Raw genomic sequence first — 19,009 nt, 5'->3', positions numbered from 1 at the left:
TCAAATAAAGAAGGCTTTGCAATATCCGCCTATACTATACTCTAAATAATTCGAGTTGCAGGATGACGAGTATTAATTAGAAATTATAGTTGATACCAAAGTTATAACGGCGACCATCGCTCACACCATCATTGATATCTGAGTCTAAGCGCTTATCTAAAATGTTATAAACACCAGCAACCAAATCAACTTCTTTCGTCAAGTTATAGCTTAAACCTGCATCAAAGAATGCATATGAAGGCATAGAACCGCTCATAGAAGAGCGAGATAGATATTGATTGGTTCTACCACGGTAGTTAACTCGAGTCCAACTTTCTAAGTCTTCAGTTGTTTTCCACGTCAACGTTGCGTTCGCCATATGCTTTGGTGTTTTACTCAAAGCTTTACCTTTAAATGTACCACTTCTTTGCTCTGAATCTGAGTATGTATAGTTAGTCGCTAAAGAGAGATCTTCTACAATATCCCAATTAAAGTTAACTTCAATTCCGCGCAGGTACGCTTTATCTACGTTATCTCGTGTACTGATAAAGTCATAACTTGCACCATTAGCGAAGTCAGCATTCGTACAAGGTCTAGCCTTATCACAAATATTGTACTCCATGATCTTATCTTTAAAATCAGTATTGAAGAAAGTAATACCTGCATTCATGTTGTCTTGGTTATTCCACATGAAAGTGATTTCTTCAGTAACACTTTTCTCTGGTTTCAGATCTTTATTACCTAAAATCATCCCATTGCTCGTTTGACCACCCGTCACTTGCCCCCAGTTAGGTGCCACTTGACGTAAGTCAGGAGAACGGTAGCCTGTAGATACCCCACCTTTCACGATCCACTCGTCAGACACATGCCATACACCATATAAACGCGGCGTCCAATGAGAACCAAAGTTTTCATCTTTATCCATACGAATGCCTCCGGTTAAAGAGAAATCATTCGTCATCATCCATTCATCTTCAGCAAACAGCGCCCAGCTATAACGGTTTAAGCTATTCGCTATCTTACCTGCACTTTCAGGGAACTGATTACCCTTATCTTTCAGATCCTCATAACGATATTGCCCACCCACACTGACAATATGGTCACCAAGGTTAAATACAGTTTGGTTTTTAGCTAACGTGTCGTTGTATTCCATTTCACGACTCGGGTTCTTCGTTTCATCACGTTGGACAAACGTTTCAATAGAACCCCATTCATAAGCACCATTATGTGTTAACGCATAATTATTATGACGATACTTGGTATTGTTATCTTCACATGAACGTTTCGTACAAGCCCTAGACTTACCAATTGTTGAGTCGCGTTCTTGCTCATCATGTTTGAAATCAAAATCAAACGCATTCTGCTCATCAGGTGTGAAAGTTAAAGTAGTTCCAATAGAACCAATTTTTTGTTTGTTAAAACCGCCAACAAACTTATCCTCACCACGATGTGAATAAACACCATTCAATTTCATCCCCAGTAAGCCATCAATTAATGGACCTGACGTATAGAAGCTACCTTGTCCTTGGTTGCCTGAATCTCTATGCGAATTGATCGTAGTGTCAGCACGTAAGCTACCATGCCATTCTTTGCCTACTTTACGAGTAATAATATTGATAACGCCGCCCATAGCATCTGAACCATACAAAGAAGACATAGGTCCGCGAACAACTTCGATACGCTCAATCGCAGGTAATGGTGGCAACCAACCTTGTTCAATACCTGAGCCGTCACTATTTGGACGTGTACTACGGGTATCAACACGTTTACCATCAATTAGGATCATCGTATATTTGGCATCCATACCACGAATGCTAATATCGGTACTACTTCCCCCACCGGTGACTAAAACACCCGGTACATCTTTTAAGGCATCCGTCACATCACGGTATGCTTTATCTTCTAATTGCTGACGGCTGATCACAGAAATAGAAGCAGGTGCATCTTCTATTTTCTGCTGGAAACCAGATGCTGTGGTAACCATAATCACGTCTTTACTGTCATCAGCAAATGCAGGTGCAGATGCAATAGCCGCAATAATGCTGATCGCAATTTTTCTTTTATTAAAAACAACCATTCCCAACTCTCCGAGAGATAAATTAGATTTAATTTTTTTGATGTGACAAAGCTCAATATGAGGGATATATCCTCAATCGTACTGTTATTATTTTTTATTGTTAGATAAAATTAATTATCTATAGAGAATTAATGCCAAAAAGTTATATAGCATTAATTTTCTATAATTAATTACTGGCAAGAAATATAATGTTATTTCTTAATTCAGTGTGCCTATTTAAATTGAATAGACACACTTCATCACTAACTCGCCAATTTGGTATGGACTAAACCATCAATCAGCACCTGCGGCACACCTTGCGAACAGCGCTCTATACGCCCTCTGACACCATATACCTCTGCTAGGCTGTCCGGTGTAATGACCTCTTCTGGTTCACCTTGCGCAACTAATTTACCCTTCTTAAGCATTAATACATGCTCTGCATGTTTTAACGCGATATTAATATCGTGAACCACCACAACGGTGATTATGTTGCGACGCTTCGTTTCTTTCGCTACCAAATCCATAACATGATATTGGTAATTAAGATCGAGCGCGCTCAATGGCTCATCTAATAATAATAAATTAGGTTGGCGTATTAATGATTGAGCCAGACCGACTAATTGTTTTTGACCACCTGATAATTGGTCCAAATAGCTTAATGCTAAATGTTCAATGCCCAATTGACGTAATAGATGCATCACTTCATCTTTACTATTTTCATTACTCAATCCGCCGGAAGCTCTTTGGGCAACAATCACAGATTCTAATACATACAAATGAACACCAGCCGGTAAGCTTTGTGGTAAATACACCACATTTTGTGCACGCTGAGCAAAATTTTGGCAAGTTAAATCGATGCCATCCAACAATAGTTGCCCCGTTGCTTTATTGAGCCCAGCCAAAGAACGCAACAAAGTTGATTTCCCACTGCCATTTGGCCCTAACAAAACAGTAATTTTACCTCTCGGTAAAGACTGGGTGGTTAAATCTTCAATCACAGGGTGTTTTGGATAACCTGCATTAAAGCGATTAATAATCAGGCCATCGGTCATGATACATTTCCTCTGTGACGCAAAATAATACTTAAGAAGAACGGCACGCCGACTAATGAGGTCACAATACCAACAGGAATAATTACACCTGGGATAATATTTTTCGACGCTATCGATGCCATCGATAACACCAACGCACCAATCAAAGCACTTGCCGGAAGATAAAAGCGGTGATCTTCACCAAACATTAAACGGGCAATATGTGGTGCAACCAAACCAATAAAAGCAATAGGACCAACAAAGGCAACCGCTAATGCAGACAAAATACTGATACGCAATAACGTAGTTAAACGTAAACGACGCACATCTATCCCAAAACTAATTGCACGATCTTCACCAAGCCTTAATGCAGTCAATTTCCATGAACTCATCATGGCAATTGGGAAAACCAGTGCAAATACTAATGCCATCACGCCGAGTTTCATCCAAGTCGCTTTAGATAAACTCCCCATGGTCCAAAAGACCAAACCTTGTAGCGTATCTTCTGTCGCAATGAACTGCATCATTGACACTAATGCATTAAAGGTGAACACCAATGCAATACCAAATAGCACAACACCTGAGGTTGCCACACGAGTCCAACGCGTCACGGCATCTAACATCAAGGCAGCCAGTAAAGCAAAAATAAACGCATTGGCCGAAATTACCCATTGGTCGGGAACACCAGGGATAGCAATACCTGAAACAATAGCTAATGCAGCACCAAATGCCGCCGCATTGGATACCCCCAAAGTAAACGGACTGGCTAGCGGGTTGTTTAAGATGGTTTGCATCTCCGCCCCTGCAAGACCAAGTGACATCCCAATCACCACCGCCATCAGTGCATACGGTAGGCGAATGTCCCAAACAATCACTCGAGTTCCCGCTTCAACAGAATCAGGAGAAACTAGCGTCTGCCACAGTTTTTCTAACGATAACCCTGATGGCCCTAGGGTAAAATCTATCACCAGTGATAATAAGATCGCAGTGATGATCACAGCAATCCACGCCACACGACGACGTAACATTTGTTGATAATGATGTTTCACACCATTATCCTGCTCTTTAGCTGGCTGTTCGATAACTGACATTGGCTCGCTAGTAAGACTCATGATGATAATTACCTACTAAATTTACTTTTCACTCACCCAATACACACCAGTTGGCTCTACCGCCAAAAACTGGCTATGCAATTCATTTAAGGTTTTTTGCGGATCAAGATCAGCGAATTGCTCTGGATAGAACCATTTAGCAAATACTTGCGTTGCTAATACGTTATAAGGTGAGTTGTAGTAGTTATGCCAAATCGCATAGTCTTTACCATCTTTCACAGCTGACAAAGAACTAATACCTTTGCGCTCAGTAATGGTTTTCAGACTCGCTTTTGCATCTTCAACGGTGCTTTGTGCACCGAGTTGCACACCGACATCTTTACTCTTTGGCGCTTTGGCACCCGTTGCGATATAAATTTGCGGATCCGCAGCAATGATTTTTTCTAAATTCATGGTACCTAATGCGCCCGGCAATACCCCTTTGGCAATATTTTTACCGCCAGCAAGGTCAATAAAATTGCCCATGTTGCCGTCACCTGCTGTACCGCAACAATCTTCAAATGCACCCGCACGTAAATCGATAAATACACTTGGTTTTTTGTCTTCAGCTATTTTGCTGGTGATATCCGTAACCAATTTTTGATTTTTCTCGTAGAAGTCAGCGTATTTCTCAGCAACTTGTTCGCGATTTAGTGCTTTGCCTAACATACGCATGCTAGGCAACGTGTTTTGCAGAGGATTATCCCTAAAATCAACAAAAACTACTGGTACACCCGCTTTTTCGAGTTGATTCACTAACTCACTATTTTTTCCTGGTCCGTGACCAGACAAACCGAAAATAGCGATATCTGGGTTAAGTGTTAACACTTTTTCCGCACTGACACTATCAGCACTGGTGTTACCAATAAGAGGGATGTTATCGATTTGCGGAAATTTATCTTTATATACAGCGTAAGTTTGTGGGTCTAGTTTACGTAAATCGCCTTGCCAACCAACAATTCTATCCAGTGGTTTATCGCCTTCAAGTAAGGCAATCGCACTAAATAAACGGCCTTCGCCAAGTAAGATACGGTTAACATTATCAGGCACTTCAACCGTGCGCCCAGCTATATCGGTCACCGTTGCCGCCAATACATTAGCGCTAAACACTGAACCGACTAATAGTGTTAAACTTATCCCCTTTGCTAACGATTTCGCCATGCAATTCACTTCGTACCCCTTCACCCCATTTTTTAGTGCCATAACAATAAAGCAAATAAGAATACTTATCAATACGATTGCCAATTTAATTAAAGGTGTTAACTAAATTGTGATCATACTCGGTAATTGATAGCCTAAAACTTATTCAGTTATGACAAAAAAATAGGCCAGACAGCTGGCCCATTTAGGTTTTTTATAGAGAAGCGATTATTATCTATATATTTGATACTCGCTTAAATCTATCCACTCACCATTATTATTGTTACTACGTTGCGCCGCATCGATAAATGCCATACCTTGTAAACCTGTATCGATTTTTGGTAGTAATGGCGCTGCTTGTGATCCTTCACGCAAGCATTGAGCCACTTCACGATAAATTTGCGCAAATCCTTCTAAGTAGCCTTCAGGATGACCTGCTGGCACACGCGCTAAATCACGGTTTTCTTTGTATTGAGCTAACGAGGCTCGAGTAATGCAATACGCCGCTTTATCGAAAGGTTTTATCCATAATTGGTTGGGATTTTCTTGCGAAAATTCTAAACTGCCTTCCGTTCCATATATTCGTAAACGCAGCCCGTTCTCTTCGCCACAAGCAACTTGGCTCGCCCACAAACGGCCTTTTGCGCCATTGTGATAACGCATTTGCACACGGACATCATCATCTAACTGACGCCCTGCAACTAAAGAAGATAACTCAGCGCTGATCGCTGAAGGTACCATATCAGTCACAAATAGCGCCAATTGCCATGCATGAGTACCAATATCACCAATACAACCCGCGCCTGCTTTTTGTGGATCGGCTCGCCAGCTCGCTTGCTTGTTCCCCGTTACTTCTAGATCCGTCGCTAACCATTGCTGTAAATATTCCACTTCGATATAGCGAATTTCGCCTAATTCACCCGCTAATATTCGGCTGCGTGCCTCGCGTACTAATGGATAAGCACTATAATTGTGAGTTAAAAACAGTTGTCGACCACTATCTCGAACCGTTTGAGCGAGCTCTAGCCCTTCTGTATAAGAAGTACATAACGGTTTATCACAAATCACATCGATACCTACATTGAGAAACGCAGTTGCAACAGTCGCATGTAAGTAGTTCGGTGTCACGATCGCAACAACATCAATACCATCGGCTCTCACTGACTCTGCTAGCGCCATTTGTTGATAATCAGCATAACAGCGGTCAGGCGATATATGCAGCCATTGCCCAGTACGCAGACAATTTTGGGCATCAGAAGAAAATGCACCTGCGACCAACTCATACTCATCATCCATGCGTGCAGCCAATCGATGAACCGCACCGATAAATGCCCCTTCACCACCACCCACCATGCCTAATTTTAGTCTCATATATCAGCGCCCTTTATACCTAAAAGCGTCCTGACTTGCTGGCGATCGGCTCCAACGGCAGCAAAATCATCAAAAGCATGCTCTGTGATTGGAATAATATGACGTTGAATGAATTCAGCCCCTTCACGCGCTCCCGCTTCAGGCGATTTTATGCAGCACTCCCATTCTAAAGTGGCAACACCTGAAAAATCATACTGAGTTAACTTGCTGAAAATAGATTTAAAGTCAATTTGGCCATCGCCTAGTGAACGAAAACGCCCTGCCCGTTCTAACCATGGCTGATAACCGCCATACACACCGCTTTTTGCATTGGGTGTATATTCCGCATCTTTGACATGAAAAGCTCGGATACGTTGGTGATAACAATCTATAAAACCGAGATAATCCATTTGCTGTAGATGTAAATGGCTAGGATCATATAAAATATGGCAACGCGGGTGATTGCCAACTAATTGAAGAAAACGTTCAAAAGTCACACCATCATGCAAATCTTCTCCCGGATGCAACTCATAACATACATCAATACCACATTCATCGAATCGATTAAGGATAGGCAACCAGCGCTGTGCAAGTTGTGCAAACGCTTCTTCAAACAATAATGCATTGTGTGGCGGCCAAGGGTAAAAATAAGGCCATGCGAGAGCACCTGAAAAGGTCACATGTGTTGTTAACCCTAATCGTTGTGACGCCTGAGCCGCTTTCATCAGCTGTTCAGTCGCCCACATTTGCCGCCGTTCAGGGTCCCCTCTCACCGATTCGGGTGCAAAACCATCAAACACCGTATCGTAAGCAGGATGTACCGCAATCAGCTGCCCCTGAATATGAGTTGATAATTCACTAATACGAATGCCGTATTGCTGAAGCCGTGCAATAACGTCATCACAATAGCTTTGGCTGGTTGCCGCCAAGTCAAGATCAAAAATTCGTGGATCCATGGTTGGAATTTGAATACGGGTGAATCCAAGTTCCGCAGCCCATTTAGCCAGACCATCCAATGAATTAAACGGGGCGTTTTCGCCAATAAATTGCGCTAGAAAGAGCCCAGGTCCTTGTATCCTTTTCATAATGCACTCCCAAGTACTACGGTACCTTGACTACGTACCGCTTCATCGGCCGCAAGGACGATACGTAAGCTGTTTAATGCATCCTGCAAATGCTGTTTAAGATCTAATTGCTGTGTGATTGCCTGCACAAAATAGCGCTGCTCACTTAAACACAGAGCCAAATGATCAGGCTCATCTTGACAGTCAATCCAACTATCAGGCTGCTTAAAGTTATTTTCTTCATCGAGTTCTGCATGATGTAACCGTAATGATTCAGTGCGTGTATGACCGCCGACATTATCGGAATGTCCTTCATTATGACGAGCCATGATCGAAACTGCGCCACGAGGGCCAATCACATCTTTTACAAAATAAGCCGTTTCGCTGATCATTGGTCCCCAGCCCGCCTCATACCATCCCACAGAACCATCGACAAAGCGTACTTGTAATTGACCATAGTTATACATATGTTCAGGTAAATCATCGGTTAGCCTAGCCCCAATCGCACTGACACTAATCGGCTCCGCTTGGGTCATTTGGCACATTACATCGAGATAATGCACCCCACAATCGACTATCGGTGATAATGATTGCATCAAATTGCGATGTACATTCCACATCTGTCCATGACTTTGTTGATTTAAGTTCATACGCATCACTAATGGCTTACCCAATTCACGAGCTAAATGAATGAACTGTTGCCATGAAGGATGGTGACGTAAAATATAGCCAACCACCACTTGGCGGTTAGCTTGCTTGGCGGCTGCGATCACCCTTTTCGCCCCCTCCACTGTGGTTGAAAGCGGCTTTTCTATAAAGACATGACAACCCGCAGCTAAAGCTATCAATGCATAGGCTTCATGCGTGTCTGGATAAGTTGTTAGGCAAACAGCATCCGGTTTAGTTTGTTGTAAAGCTTGCTCATAATCACTGAATGTAAGATAACCGCCGCCTAATTGCTGATTAAGCACCTCACGTGAGTCACCGCGTGCGACTAATCCACAAATCTCGACCTCCTCCATCACATGGTAAGCCTCTGCATGCGATGCGCCCATATTGCCGCAACCCACCACTAAAACACGTAAGTTAGCCATCTTATTTTTCCTCCGCAGGTTTATCTTTATAGTTGAATGCGAAGAAGAACAGTGCCGCAATCACTAAAGCACCAATCGCTGGATACCACCAGAAATGTTGCCATTGAGGCAGTGCGGCATCACCTTGTGCAGTCACCATATTATTGAATAACAATCCGCTCACTTGAGAACCAATTAGCATCCCTACGCCGTAGGTAAACAGTACCAATAAACTTTGTGCTTGCCCTTTCACTTTTTCGCCTGCGACTTTGTCGGTATAAATGAAACCAATAACAAAGAAGAAGTCATAACACATACCATGTAAGAAAATGCCAATGTAGATCATCCAACGCAGTTCTTCGGTAATGCCTAATGCAAACATCACATAACGTAAGAACCACGACAGCATCCCAATCAATAGCATCACCTTAATTCCTAGGCGAGCAAAGAAAAACGGGATGAGCAACATAAAGAATAGCTCTGACATTTGTCCAATCGACATTACGCCACCGACGTTAGTAAAACCGGTTGCAGCAACGAACGGCGCGGCGTAGGCATAATAAGCAGCGAGAGGAATAGAAATTAACATTGCACAAATAATAAACACTAAGAAGTGGCGTTGTTTCAACATGGCAAAGGCATCAGCGCATAACAAGTCACGCATCGCCACTGGTTTGCCACGTTCAGGCGCAGGGGTATGTGGCAGGGTAAAGCTATAAATAGCCAATACTAATGAAGCAACCGCTGCTAATGTGAAAATTTCGATACTGTCTGACAGACCTGTTCCTCCCACAATCAGTCCTGCAACGATCCAACCAAATGTGCCAAATGCACGCACTACAGGGAAGGCTTTTTCACTGTTAGTTAAACTATAAAATGCAACATTATTACTTAAAGCAATTGTTGGCATATAGCACAACATATAGCCAAAAATCAGCCACAATAACCAGCTATGGTCCGCGGTGAAGAAGTTAGGGATGATCCACAACAATATCGCACCAATGAGATGTAATACCCCGAGTACTTTTTGTGAGGCAAAAAAGCGGTCAACCACCATTCCAAGGACAAATGGCGATAAAATAGAGGCGATTGGTCCTGTAGAATAAGCATCACCAATGATAGCGGACAAACCATATTTGCCCATGACGACACCGAGCGTCACATACCATGCGCCCCAAACAAAGAATTGCAGAAACATCATTAATGCTAACCGTGGTACTACCCATGTATGAGCGGTATGTTTGCCCTCTTGAGCAATGCTGTTAATACCCATAAGACCCCCGACTATAATTTTTCTACTCGCAATGTCGCTATCATCTAGCCGCATTGCGGATCATTTAGAGTGTGCAAAGAATGTGTATAGAGTGTGTATATTATTGTTATTAACCACTTTCAGGTAAAAAAGACGGCATAATCACGCCGCTAGGTTGCTGTGCATAGCCTTTGACTTGAGCAAGATGTAATTCGCAGATTTTAGCTCCCCATTTAATTAAAGTTTGAGATAGCGCTAAATTTTCAACGGGTACTAATACAACGGCAGTTGTACCGCGATGATGATGATTGAGCATCCAATTAAGTAAATCGAGAGCAACTTCATGACGATAGCTACATCCAGGCCCTAACATACGAGATGCTGGATGTGCTACTGATGCGAGATACCCTTCGATGCGTCCATTCAATTCCCAAACTGCGATGCGCCATACTCCACTGATGTTGTGCAGAAAATATTCAATATCACGTTTGCGCGCGATCCCCAATAATTCAGATTCAAGCTGCATAATGGCCGCTAAATCTTCCATTCGAGCATCGCGCATATGGCCTTTGGTCAGCCGAGGAAACGCGGTTCCTTCAATAGGAATGCTGATCGCCATATCTTGATACACTGCATAAGGTGTAAAACCTGCGCGTCGATAGAGTGAGTATGAATCTAAATTGAGTGCACTCGACAACAAACGGATCGGTAAATCCCCTGCCAATTCGTCTGCTTTTGATAACAATCGACTGGCAATACCTTGACCAAAGCAATCAGGGTGCACATTCATGATCCCTAGACCTAAATGCGTTTCTCTTGGGTGAAAAAAACAAGAACCGCGGATCAAGCCTTGTTCATCACGAGCAATCCAGTGATAGCCATCATCTAGCTTGTCATAGACATCAACAAACAACTCACAGCTTTGCGGACCCGCGGGAAATATCTTCCCTAACCCATGTTGCTGATACCATTGGTTAGTTGAATCATGAATTAACGCTGCTACCGATTTACGATCAACGCGTTGTGCTATCTGTAATTGCAAGTCCATCCATCACCTCTCACACTTTTTTAGTTTTCAAAATGAGGCTATTACTAAATGGCGATATTCACTTATGCTAAATATTCTTAAATGAAATCGATTACATTGAAATTGAAATCGATTTCATTTTTAAAATATAATCAAATTGTTTTTTTCAGCAACTAGCTGAGTGCTTATAAAGTCAGCAAAAAGATTAATTTGTAATCTACGTCACAAGTTAAGCGTAACTATCGTACTTTTTATCACGATGTTGCATACTGTGCGTAGCGCGTGACGATGGACAAAAGGAAAAGCAAGCTATGTCGATAGATAAAGTGGCAAAATTCGCAGGGGTATCGAAGGCGACCGTCTCACGCGTATTAAATAATCAACACATTGTCAAACCTGCAACACGAGAAAAAGTTTTAGCCGCCATTCAGCAGTGTAACTACCAACCTAACTTACTCGCTCGCCAACTACGCACATCGCGCAGCCGTATGTTATTAGTTCTCGTATCGAATATTACTAACCCCTTTTGTTCTCTGGTTGTTCGAGGCATTGAAGAAGAAGCTGAACGTCACGGTTATCATATTTTATTATGTAATTCAGAATCCAATCCTACTCGTGAATCAGCCTATTTAAGTCTACTCAGCGGCAAAGTTGTTGATGGGGTGATCACCATGGATGCGATAAGTTGTCTACCTGGCCTAACCGACATGATCGGTGACTTTCCATGGGTGCAATGTGGTGAAGGTGATACCCAATACCGTGCGTCTTCAGTGACTATCGATAATGCGCAAGCTGCTGTCGCAGGGGTTTACCATCTCGCCGCAAAAGGTCGTAAACGCATAGCCTTAATCAACAGTGATATGCGTTATCTCTATTCACAACAGCGTGAACAAGGCTATCGAAAAGCACTAACAGAACTCGGGCTCGATTATTGCCGAGTAGAATATATTGAAGGGTTGGATTATACCGCTGGAGCAACAGCGATGCAGAAACTATTACAAGACGCCCAACAACCTGATGCGATATTTGCTATTTCTGATGTGATAGCTGGAGGTGCAATGAGCGTACTCCACCAGCAAGGCCTACGTATTCCTGATGATATTGCAGTAATGGGATTCGATGGTGTGCCATTTGGTGATGTGACTGTCCCGCCATTAACCACAATTATTCAGCCAATGCATCAGTTTGGTGTCCGCAGTGTTCAGTTATTACTACGTAAAATCAAGGATCCACAATTAACTGATTGCCATGAAACCCTTGAGTGGAAATTATTGGAACGCGGATCTGCTTAATTTAATTTTTAATCCATCTTCCAACTTTTTCTGATTGCAGAAAATATACTACTTTTATATTTTATCAATATAATGATAATTTTTATTAAAAGGCATCAACATGACCCTAATTTTCACTATTATTTTTATTGTTTTACTCTTATTTATTGTTGGCTGGGCTATTTCTATTTATAACAGTTTAATTAATACTCGAAATCAAGTTGATAATCAATTTGCGAATATTGATGTTATTTTAAAACAAAGAGCAGATCAAATCCCTCAATTAGTGACGGTTACTGAAAAAGCGATGGAGCATGAAAAAAGCTTATTTACATCGTTAAGCGATGCTCGCCAACGCTATGTTAATGCTGCACAGGTTGATGATAAAATTTCAGCATCAAACGAAATGAGTCGTGCGATGCAGCGTATTGTGGCTGTTGCTGAAAATTATCCCACCTTAATTTCAGGTGAACAATTTACACAACTGCAAACCGCACTGAGTGAGGTTGAAGATAAGCTGGCTCAGCGTCGTGAAGGGTTTAATGATGCAACAACCGAATATAATACGGCTATCCAAATGTTCCCAAATAACATCATTGCGGGTTTCTTTAGTTTTAAATTATTACCATTATTAGATATCTCAGACGATGAAAAAAAATATCACGGTATCCAGTTTAAATAATCCGTGCATGATAGGTTATAAATGAACATATACTATTTTTTAGGTGCTATTTTAGGTGCCCTTATTTTTTATTTAGATAGCAGATTTTCCCAAAAGAGAAAAACTAACTGGGGGATCATCCCATTTGCCTCTGTCACTTTTGGTGCTTGGGTTTACCTTTCTCCCCTACAAGGGAATTATCTCGACATTATTTACTATATCGTGAGTTTAATTGTCACATTTATGGTGATTAAATTTATTCGGCCATTAGGTCATAGTGCGTATGAAAATTATCAACAATTGCAGAACGAAGGCGACAATAAATTTAGTGCGTTAATTAAGTCTATCTACATGTTTTTGCTTGCCAGCTGCTTAGTGTTAGGCTTTTTTATTGATATTCGTATTTTCTTACTTGCCTTTGTATTGACTTTTGTCTTTCAGTTGCTCCAAAACACCCCCAAAAAACGTTTTCTGAAGTACCAAAAAAGTCTCGCGACCTCAAAAATTCGCTCAATCGCCATGGGGTTAGTCGAGGTTGAAGGCAGGATCACTGCTGGCACGCAAATGAGAAGCCAGCTAGGTGGCAAAAATTGTTATGGTTCATTTTACGCTGAGTACGCTATTTCAAAAGATAAAGACGGCAAAAAAAGCTATCGGTTGATCAACAGTAAAAATGTTATACATAATTTCACCCTAACTGATGATACAGGGTCGATTAAAGTTGTTTGTGACCCCGAATTTTTTATTCATACAGGGATACAACCACATAGTGACTTTGAAAGTGGTAGTACTCGCTATAAAGAATATATTATTGAAGGAAATAAGAGTTATTTACTGATTGGCACTGCCGATTCTGATAATGGCACTCCCATCATTACTCGTAAACCACCGCATCACTTACTAGGGATATCGCCCTCTGAGTATGTGGTACGTTGGAATAAAACAGGACCATTTCGCAGAAACTTGGTCATTACCACTTTAGTTGCCTTGGTATTAATTGCATTTATTTTCATTACCCCACTCGAGTACCATAATGGCTTGCTCACGCTGCATTTTAACCAAATCTCATTTTTAGGTGGCAATTAACATGGGGCTCGTAGTTTTCTGGATCATCATTCTTCTTTGCGGTTATATACTCGTACGCTACCTAGTCGGTATCTATAACAATCTCGTCTTCTTAAAAAATAATTGCCACAAGGCATTCGCAAATATTGATGTGCTGTTGAAAAAACGCTTTGATTTACTACCTGCAATGACTCAAATAGCCGAGCAAGCGATGTCACATGAAAAACTTTTACTTAATCTGCTAGTAAAGAGTCGAGAAACCTATCTCTCTACTTCAGATATTGATATTAAAATCAATACGGTAAATCAAAGTGTGACTTATTTTCAAAAAGTACTGATCATTGCTGAAAAATATCCTCATTTGATCAGCAAAAATGTGTTACTAGAATTACAAAGCCAAGCAAAGCTGATTGAAGACCAAATTGCTGATAGGCGCGAGTTTTTTAATCAAACAGTAACTTTATACAATACGGGAATTCAGCTTTTCCCAAATATTATTTTTGCCTTTTTGTTTGGATTCAAAACGCTGCCTTTGCTCTATGCTCAACAGGAGCCTAAATTATGATCACTATTCCCTTTTCTTTATTTGGCTTTACTGATTGGATAATTTCAAAAAATGAACCTGGTTTTGTGATTATGTTTGCGACCTTTGGTATGTTATTTGGGCTAATTGTCTTAATGATATTACTCAATAGCCTAGGTTTAAAACGCTATTCAGGCTATATCACCATAGCTTTGCTCTGTTCGGTATTTATTAGTTTAGTCATTATGGTGCCAATGCTGCTTATCTTTAGAGTTGAACATACGGTAAAATTTATATTAGTATGGATCGTGATTGTCGGCAGTTGTCTCACTTTTACACTTACCAATCAAGGTTATATCGATATGTTTGCTGAAGATGCATCTGATAACGCCAATAAAAAAAATCAGCAACCATCAAATAAGTCTCAATCCAATAAGAAAAATAAGCGTAAAAACAAAAAATAGCTAAAATGAAAAAGCCAGCCGATTACTCGTCTGGCTCTATTCACTGAAAAACCTAACTAAACATTATTTATTTAGGTTTTCACGATAGCTTGGAAAGTCCATTTCTTTATAACGAACAATCGATGTTTTCTTCGCAATTTTATAGCCAAACCAAATCGCTAAGAATAATGGGATACCAATATAAGTTGCTGTTACGCCTACCCAATCAATTTTATCTTCTAAAAATGCCTGATAGTTTTGCCCTAACGTGATCACCAAACACAGTACAAAGGCAAAAATAGGTCCAATTGGGAAGAAACCTGAACGGTAAGGCAAATCGTTTAAATCTTTACCTTGTGCAATATAGCCTTTACGGAAGCGATAGTGGCTAATCGCAATCCCTAACCAAGCAATAAAGCCTGTCATACCCGATGTATTCAATAACCATAAATAAACAGTTTGGTTACCAAACATTGAACTTAAAAAGCACAGCGCAGCAATAACGGTTGTTGCCAATAATGCATAACGCGGCACGCCACCTTTAGAAAGACGAGCAAAAATACGAGGTGCCTTACCTTCACGCGCCAAGGTGTATAACATACGCGTTGAGGCATACATCCCTGAGTTACCCGCTGATAAGACCGCCGTCAAAATAACTGCATTCATCACTGCCGCCGCAGAGAGTAAACCCGCATTTTCAAATACTAATGTGAATGGACTGACGCTAATATCTTTAACATCATTACGCAGCAAGCTTGGATCAGTGTAAGGAATGATCAGGCTGATAATTAAGATAGCAAAGATATAAAATAGTAGGATACGCCAAAACACCTTACGTACCGCTTTAGGAATATTTTTAGCCGGATCTTGTGATTCCCCAGCCGCAATACCAATCAACTCAGTACCTTGGAATGAGAAACCGACGATCATTGCAACACCAATCATTGCTGAGAAGCCACCCGCAAATGGCGCATCACCAATAGTCCAGTTATGCCATCCTGCATTTTCAGCACCATTCATGATACCAAAAATCATTAAAACACCGACAACGATAAAAATAATCACTGTCGTAACTTTGATTAAAGAGAACCAATATTCGGCTTCACCAAACCCTTTAACTGAAATGAAATTGAGCAAGAAAATAATCGCTAAAAATATCGCGCTCCAAATCCAGCCCGGTGTATCTGGGAACCAATAAGTCATCACCAATTGCGCAGCAACTAAGTCAACAGCAATGGTCACCGCCCAGTTATACCAGTAATTCCAACCTAAAGCGAAGCCAAAGCCTTCATCAACATACTTAGCACCATAGGTAGCAAAAGAGCCCGATACTGGCATATAAGCCGCAAGCTCCCCTAAGCTGGTCATTAAGAAATAAACCATTAAGCCAATGATAGCGTAAGATAAAAGTGCCCCACCGGGGCCTGCTTGAGCAACTGTCGCACCTGATGCGACAAAAAGACCAGTACCAATTGATCCGCCAATAGCGATCATCGCAAGATGGCGAGCTTTCAGCTCACGACGCAATCTGCGTGGGCCACCGCTTTGTACCGTAGTGGTATGTTGTTCTGACATCTGTTCCCTGTATTTCTTTATTTAACCAATATTAAATGAATTCTAGCAAAACATTCTGTCAGAACTAAGCAACTCTTGGCTGTTATAAGATACCTTCATAATTCAGATAAAATTATTAGTAAAATATTTGACAACTATGGTGAGCTTAACTATTTGCAATAATCCAATAAATTTTTTATCGCATTAGACAAGTGTTTTTGACGGTGATAAATCAAATACAGCGTTCGTTGTAGTTGCAAGTCTTCTACTTTTAACTCGACTAACGAACCATTTGCTAACTGCTCATCAATCACCCTGCGAGACAAACAGCTAATCCCCATACCGAAACGTACCGCATGTTTAATCGCTTCTGAATTACCGAGCTCCATAAAAATATGGAAACCAGGCAGATGCGCAAATAACAGTTGGTCAAGCACATCACGTGTCCCTGAGCCTCTTTCACGTAATACCCATGGCGCATCCCTTAATTCTTTCAATGTCAGGGCTCGCCCCGCTAATGGATTATCTGGCGCAGCAAATATCACCAATTCATCTTTTAGCCATGGCTCAGTGATTAATTCAGGGCTATGACAGACACCTTCAATTAAACCTACATCGGCTCGGAATTCCATAACTGCTTTAATCACTTCTTCAGTATTACTAATAGTTAATTCTAAAGGAATGGTTGGGTGATCATGGCGATACTCGGCTAATAATTGCGGTAACATATAATTGCCAATCGTTGTACTCGCCGCTAATCGTACTGCTCCCATCTCTTTTTTAAATAATTGCTCCACTTCAAGAGCCTGCTCCAACAAAGCAAGCGCCTTTGGATACAACAGCCGACCATGCTCATTTGTAACCAGCCGTTTACCTACACGATCAAACAACTGCACACCAAGTTGCCCTTCCAGATCAGTCAACGAAGCACTCACCGCTGATTGCGACAATGCAAGCAATTGTGAGGCTTGAGTTGTGGAGCCACTTTTAAGTACTTCCGTAAAGACCTCAAGTTGCCTAAGTGTTATTCGCATACCGGTAGCTCCAAACATTGTTCACTTGTGTTTGTAATAATATTGTTAATATTAATGATTTATTACCAAGTTACCAGAAGAAACTTTTAACCACTATTTATGGTTGATTATATAAAAACAATCAATTTAAATTATTACTCATTTTGTTATATGCTTATTCCAAAATTATCTATACCCAATGTGATCTGTATTTAAAGTCAGATCAGAGGTAAATAAAGGTACGATTATGGATAAAAGCAATACTAAGACGCTCGTTCAAAGCACCAGTCATCCTGCGTTGAAACTTATTCCTGGTGTTATTTTAGCCGGTATATTAACGGCAATTTCGATGTATTTAGGGGAACAACAATGGTTTATCGATGTAGGATTGGGCGCATTAACCCTTGCTATCCTATTGGGGATTATTGTCGGTAATACTGTTTATCCCGTCATCAGCAGCCGCTGTGATGATGGGATCAAATTTGCAAAACACTATTTTTTACGTGCAGGGATCATTCTTTACGGTTTTCGGCTCACGTTTCAACAGATTACAGATGTTGGTGCAACAGGGCTGTTGATTGATGCATTAACATTGGCTTCAACTTTTCTACTGGCTTTTTGGTTAGGGAAAAAAGTATTTGGTTTAGATGATGAAACCACCTTTTTAATCGGTGCAGGTAGTAGTATTTGTGGTGCAGCGGCAGTCATGGCGACAGAGCCTGTTGTCAAAGCTTCTGCAAGTAAAGTCGCCGTTGCAGTTTCAACAGTCGTTATCTTTGGTACTATCGCCATTTTTGTTTATCCATGGCTATATCAGTTGAATGCCCATTTTGGCTGGTTCACACAGACACAAGATACTTTCGGCATCTATGTTGGCTCAACAGTACATGAAGTTGCACAAGTCGTTGCTATCGGCCACACCATTGGCCCTGAAGCGGAAAATGCCTCAGTGATCGCTAAAATGCTGCGCGTTATGATGTTAGCACCGTTTCTGATCATCTTGTCGGCTTATTTAAGCCGTCGTAGCGCTGCAATTAAAGGTACAAATGCAGAAAAAAGCAAAATCACTATTCCTTGGTTTGCCGTGATTTTCATCTTAGTGGCTGCATTTAACTCCTTTAATTTGCTGCCAACCGTTTTAGTGCAACATATTATTACACTGGATACGATTTTATTGGCGATGGCAATGGTCGCATTAGGTCTTACTACCCATGCCAGTGCTATCCGCCAAGCCGGTATTAAACCGATATTAATGGCGCTGATTTTGTTTGCATGGTTAATCATTGGTGGCTTTGCAATTAACGCACTTATTCAGACCTTCTTATAGTAACTTCCCGATTTAATTTATGATTGGCCGCCGACAAAGCGGCCTTTTTTGTGGATTTCATTTATTGGCTTATTAATGGCATACTT

The 19,009-nt window shown here is 41.1% G+C and carries 17 protein-coding genes; 6 read left to right on the top strand and 11 right to left on the bottom strand.

The annotated features are described in order from the left end of the window. Positions 1-76 precede the first annotated feature (76 nt). The 9 genes from AC3Z9T_RS02370 to AC3Z9T_RS02330 form a co-directional block, all read right to left on the bottom strand. Entirely contained in the window at positions 77-2,056 is a 1,980-nt protein-coding gene (locus AC3Z9T_RS02370; RefSeq protein ID WP_490124595.1) for a ligand-gated channel protein, read from the bottom strand. Between the two features lie 242 nt (positions 2,057-2,298). Next, the gene (locus AC3Z9T_RS02365; protein WP_490124594.1) at positions 2,299-3,090 is read right to left on the bottom strand and encodes an ABC transporter ATP-binding protein; all 792 of its coding nucleotides are present in this window, start codon (positions 3,088-3,090) and stop codon (positions 2,299-2,301) included. Continuing rightward, complete coding sequence (locus AC3Z9T_RS02360) at positions 3,087-4,181, bottom strand: FecCD family ABC transporter permease (RefSeq protein WP_490124593.1); 1,095 nt, start codon at positions 4,179-4,181, stop codon at positions 3,087-3,089. Before AC3Z9T_RS02360 ends, AC3Z9T_RS02365 begins: the two co-directional genes overlap by 4 nt. A 21-nt stretch (positions 4,182-4,202) precedes the next feature. Beyond that, on the bottom strand, positions 4,203-5,321 hold the full coding sequence (locus AC3Z9T_RS02355) for an ABC transporter substrate-binding protein (RefSeq protein ID WP_490124592.1): 1,119 nt from the start codon (positions 5,319-5,321) through the stop codon (positions 4,203-4,205). Positions 5,322-5,531: 210 nt separating this feature from the next. After that, positions 5,532-6,671: a Gfo/Idh/MocA family protein gene (locus AC3Z9T_RS02350; RefSeq protein WP_490124591.1), complete on the bottom strand. Its 1,140-nt coding sequence runs from the start codon at positions 6,669-6,671 to the stop codon at positions 5,532-5,534. Next, positions 6,668-7,735 (bottom strand): sugar phosphate isomerase/epimerase family protein, encoded by a 1,068-nt coding sequence (locus AC3Z9T_RS02345; RefSeq protein WP_490124590.1) that lies wholly within the window; start codon positions 7,733-7,735, stop codon positions 6,668-6,670. Before AC3Z9T_RS02345 ends, AC3Z9T_RS02350 begins: the two co-directional genes overlap by 4 nt. After that, positions 7,732-8,808 (bottom strand): Gfo/Idh/MocA family protein, encoded by a 1,077-nt coding sequence (locus AC3Z9T_RS02340; protein ID WP_490124589.1) that lies wholly within the window; start codon positions 8,806-8,808, stop codon positions 7,732-7,734. The genes AC3Z9T_RS02345 and AC3Z9T_RS02340 overlap by 4 nt, the downstream gene beginning before the upstream one ends. A gap of 1 nt (position 8,809) precedes the next feature. Further along, positions 8,810-10,060, bottom strand: a complete 1,251-nt coding sequence (locus tag AC3Z9T_RS02335; protein WP_490124588.1) for an MFS transporter — start codon at positions 10,058-10,060, stop codon at positions 8,810-8,812. A 109-nt stretch (positions 10,061-10,169) separates the two neighbouring features. Further along, positions 10,170-11,087 (bottom strand): GNAT family N-acetyltransferase, encoded by a 918-nt coding sequence (locus AC3Z9T_RS02330; protein WP_490124587.1) that lies wholly within the window; start codon positions 11,085-11,087, stop codon positions 10,170-10,172. Positions 11,088-11,377: 290 nt separating this feature from the next. Here AC3Z9T_RS02330 and AC3Z9T_RS02325 point away from each other — a divergent pair, with 290 nt between their 5' ends. The 5 genes from AC3Z9T_RS02325 to AC3Z9T_RS02305 all read left to right on the top strand — a co-directional run bounded on the left by AC3Z9T_RS02325 (position 11,378) and on the right by AC3Z9T_RS02305 (position 15,050). Continuing rightward, positions 11,378-12,358 carry a LacI family DNA-binding transcriptional regulator gene (locus tag AC3Z9T_RS02325; RefSeq protein WP_490124586.1) on the top strand — a complete coding sequence of 327 codons (981 nt, stop codon included), beginning with the start codon at positions 11,378-11,380 and terminating at the stop codon, positions 12,356-12,358. A 100-nt stretch (positions 12,359-12,458) separates the two neighbouring features. Further along, positions 12,459-13,019: a LemA family protein gene (locus tag AC3Z9T_RS02320; protein WP_490124585.1), complete on the top strand. Its 561-nt coding sequence runs from the start codon at positions 12,459-12,461 to the stop codon at positions 13,017-13,019. Between the two features lie 21 nt (positions 13,020-13,040). Then, positions 13,041-14,084, top strand: coding sequence for a hypothetical protein (locus AC3Z9T_RS02315; protein WP_490124584.1), 1,044 nt, complete (start codon positions 13,041-13,043; stop codon positions 14,082-14,084). A gap of 1 nt (position 14,085) precedes the next feature. Further along, positions 14,086-14,628: a LemA family protein gene (locus AC3Z9T_RS02310; protein WP_490124583.1), complete on the top strand. Its 543-nt coding sequence runs from the start codon at positions 14,086-14,088 to the stop codon at positions 14,626-14,628. Beyond that, on the top strand, positions 14,625-15,050 hold the full coding sequence (locus tag AC3Z9T_RS02305) for a hypothetical protein (RefSeq protein ID WP_490124582.1): 426 nt from the start codon (positions 14,625-14,627) through the stop codon (positions 15,048-15,050). Before AC3Z9T_RS02310 ends, AC3Z9T_RS02305 begins: the two co-directional genes overlap by 4 nt. 63 nt (positions 15,051-15,113) lie before the next feature. On the opposite strand, the gene AC3Z9T_RS02300 is transcribed toward AC3Z9T_RS02305, so the two are convergent. Both AC3Z9T_RS02300 and yieE read right to left on the bottom strand, forming a co-directional pair. Continuing rightward, positions 15,114-16,604: an amino acid permease gene (locus AC3Z9T_RS02300; protein WP_490124581.1), complete on the bottom strand. Its 1,491-nt coding sequence runs from the start codon at positions 16,602-16,604 to the stop codon at positions 15,114-15,116. A 149-nt stretch (positions 16,605-16,753) separates the two neighbouring features. Continuing rightward, on the bottom strand, positions 16,754-17,617 hold the full coding sequence (gene yieE / locus AC3Z9T_RS02295) for a DNA-binding transcriptional regulator YeiE (protein WP_490124580.1): 864 nt from the start codon (positions 17,615-17,617) through the stop codon (positions 16,754-16,756). Positions 17,618-17,843: 226 nt separating this feature from the next. Here yieE and AC3Z9T_RS02290 point away from each other — a divergent pair, with 226 nt between their 5' ends. Continuing rightward, on the top strand, positions 17,844-18,923 hold the full coding sequence (locus AC3Z9T_RS02290) for a YeiH family protein (RefSeq protein WP_490124579.1): 1,080 nt from the start codon (positions 17,844-17,846) through the stop codon (positions 18,921-18,923). Positions 18,924-19,009: the final 86 nt, after the last annotated feature.

It is taken from the genome of Providencia sp. 6390 (assembly GCF_058148425.1).
This window is presented reverse-complemented; position numbering and strand designations above follow the sequence as displayed.

Coding starts and splice junctions, on each gene's coding strand:
- AC3Z9T_RS02370 (WP_490124595.1), bottom strand. CDS start 2,056: ATGGTTGTTTTTAATAAAAGAAAAATTGCGATCAGCATTATTGCGGCT.
- AC3Z9T_RS02305 (WP_490124582.1), top strand. CDS start 14,625: ATGATCACTATTCCCTTTTCTTTATTTGGCTTTACTGATTGGATAATT.
- AC3Z9T_RS02335 (WP_490124588.1), bottom strand. CDS start 10,060: ATGGGTATTAACAGCATTGCTCAAGAGGGCAAACATACCGCTCATACA.
- AC3Z9T_RS02365 (WP_490124594.1), bottom strand. CDS start 3,090: ATGACCGATGGCCTGATTATTAATCGCTTTAATGCAGGTTATCCAAAA.
- AC3Z9T_RS02290 (WP_490124579.1), top strand. CDS start 17,844: ATGGATAAAAGCAATACTAAGACGCTCGTTCAAAGCACCAGTCATCCT.
- AC3Z9T_RS02315 (WP_490124584.1), top strand. CDS start 13,041: ATGAACATATACTATTTTTTAGGTGCTATTTTAGGTGCCCTTATTTTT.
- AC3Z9T_RS02325 (WP_490124586.1), top strand. CDS start 11,378: ATGTCGATAGATAAAGTGGCAAAATTCGCAGGGGTATCGAAGGCGACC.
- AC3Z9T_RS02350 (WP_490124591.1), bottom strand. CDS start 6,671: ATGAGACTAAAATTAGGCATGGTGGGTGGTGGTGAAGGGGCATTTATC.
- AC3Z9T_RS02320 (WP_490124585.1), top strand. CDS start 12,459: ATGACCCTAATTTTCACTATTATTTTTATTGTTTTACTCTTATTTATT.
- AC3Z9T_RS02360 (WP_490124593.1), bottom strand. CDS start 4,181: ATGAGTCTTACTAGCGAGCCAATGTCAGTTATCGAACAGCCAGCTAAA.
- AC3Z9T_RS02300 (WP_490124581.1), bottom strand. CDS start 16,604: ATGTCAGAACAACATACCACTACGGTACAAAGCGGTGGCCCACGCAGA.
- AC3Z9T_RS02355 (WP_490124592.1), bottom strand. CDS start 5,321: ATGGCGAAATCGTTAGCAAAGGGGATAAGTTTAACACTATTAGTCGGT.
- AC3Z9T_RS02330 (WP_490124587.1), bottom strand. CDS start 11,087: ATGGACTTGCAATTACAGATAGCACAACGCGTTGATCGTAAATCGGTA.
- AC3Z9T_RS02345 (WP_490124590.1), bottom strand. CDS start 7,735: ATGAAAAGGATACAAGGACCTGGGCTCTTTCTAGCGCAATTTATTGGC.
- yieE (WP_490124580.1), bottom strand. CDS start 17,617: ATGCGAATAACACTTAGGCAACTTGAGGTCTTTACGGAAGTACTTAAA.
- AC3Z9T_RS02310 (WP_490124583.1), top strand. CDS start 14,086: ATGGGGCTCGTAGTTTTCTGGATCATCATTCTTCTTTGCGGTTATATA.
- AC3Z9T_RS02340 (WP_490124589.1), bottom strand. CDS start 8,808: ATGGCTAACTTACGTGTTTTAGTGGTGGGTTGCGGCAATATGGGCGCA.